Source organism: Sphingomonas elodea ATCC 31461, assembly GCF_000226955.1.
Taxonomy (GTDB): Bacteria; Pseudomonadota; Alphaproteobacteria; order Sphingomonadales; family Sphingomonadaceae; genus Sphingomonas; species Sphingomonas elodea.
In genome coordinates, this window is sequence record NZ_AGFU01000101.1 from 1 (window position 1) to 1695 (window position 1695).

At 67.2% G+C, this 1695-nt stretch carries 1 protein-coding gene and 1 pseudogene; both read left to right on the forward strand.

Features of this window, described 5'->3' with window-relative positions; genetic code table 11:
• Positions 1-233 (forward strand): annotated as a pseudogene (locus tag KK7_RS21260) (methyl-accepting chemotaxis protein); the annotation flags it as partial.
• A gap of 26 nt (positions 234-259) precedes the next feature.
• On the forward strand, positions 260-1695 hold a 1436-nt coding region (locus KK7_RS21265), incomplete at its 3' end, for a methyl-accepting chemotaxis protein (RefSeq protein ID WP_010546210.1).

A 1695-nucleotide genomic window follows, 5' to 3' on the forward strand; every position in this document is an offset into this window, starting at 1 on the left:
TCGCGGCGCAGGCCGAGGAGCTCCAGGCCAGCATCGCCTATTTCAAGGTGGATGGCGTACAGGGTGCGCGCCCGCGCGCTGCCGCACCCGCCCGTCGCGCGCCCGCCAAGCCAGCCTTGCGCCACAAGCCGAACAGCATCGCCGACCAGAAGGCACGCGTGACCGGCTTCGCGCTCGACCTGACCACCGGCGGCCCCGATTCCGCCGATCACGATTTCCACGCAGCGGCATGACTGTTCGTTCAACCCCGGAGAGCAAGATGCGTCTCACCATCAAAGCAAAGCTGGCAGGCGCCTTCGGCTTCCTGCTCCTCCTGACCGCCACGCTGGGCGGCCTCGGCATCCTCAACATGGCGTCGATCAACGCCCAGTCGACGGAAATCGCCAAGAACTGGATGCCCAGCATCAACCTGGTCAACCAGATCAACACGGCGACGTCGGATTTGCGGATCGCGCAGCTGACCCATGTGGCGACGCTGGACCAGCCCGGCATGCAGAAGGTGGATGACGACATCCGCAAGATCCTCGCCGACATCCGCGACAAGCGCGATCGGTACGAGAAGCTGATCTCGTCGGACGAGGAGCGGTCGATCTACAACCAGTTCTCCGGCAAATATCAGACCTATCTCGATCGTTCGAACGTGTTTCTGAACCTGTCGCGCGAGAACAAGAACGCCGAGGCGAATGCGAGCATCGCGCAGAGCCGCCCGCTGTACGACGACTTCAGCAGCGACCTGAACAAGCTCGTCGCGCTGAACGTGAAGGGCGGCAACGATGCCAGCGCCGCGGCGGACGCGACCTATGGATCCGCCCGCGCAGCCTTTGTCGGCTTGCTCGTCGCCGCGATCGTGACCGGTGCGGGCGCCGCCCTTTGGATCGCGCGCAGCGTCACCCAGGGACTCTCGCGTGCCGGCACCGCCGTGGGCGCCGTCGCGATCGGCGACCTCAGCCAGGACGTGACCGTCACCACCAACGACGAGATCAAGGACCTGGTGGAAACGGTCAACACGATGGTCGCCAATCTGCGCGTCAGCGCGGCGCTGGCCGACAGGATCGCCGACGGCGACCTGACGGTGAACCACAAGCCCGCCTCGGACAAGGACGTGCTTGGCAACGCGCTGGTCCGCATGGTCGAGCGCCTGCGCGGCGTGGTGGCCGATGCGACGACAGCGGCGAGCAACGTGTCCTCGGGCAGCCAGGAACTCTCGTCCAGCTCCGAGCAGGTCTCGCAGGGCGCGACCGAGCAGGCAGCGGCCGCCGAACAGGCCTCGGCGGCGATGGAAGAGATGGCCGCCAACATCAAGCAGAACGCCGACAACGCCACGCAGACCGAGAAGATCGCGCGCCAGTCCGCCAAGGATGCCGAGACCAGCGGCGTCGCCGTCGATCGCGCGGTGGGTGCGATGCGCACGATCGCCGAGAAGATCGGCATCGTGCAGGAAATCGCCCGACAGACCGACCTGCTCGCGCTCAACGCCGCAGTGGAAGCCGCGCGGGCCGGTGAACATGGCCGCGGCTTCGCGGTGGTCGCCTCCGAAGTGCGCAAGCTCGCCGAGCGCAGCCAGAGTGCCGCGGCCGAGATCAGTTCGGTCTCGTCCGAGACGGTGAAGGCCGCCGCCGAGGCCGGCGACATGCTCGGACGCCTGGTGCCGGACATCCGCCGCACCGCCGAGCTGGTCAGCGAGATCAGCGCCGC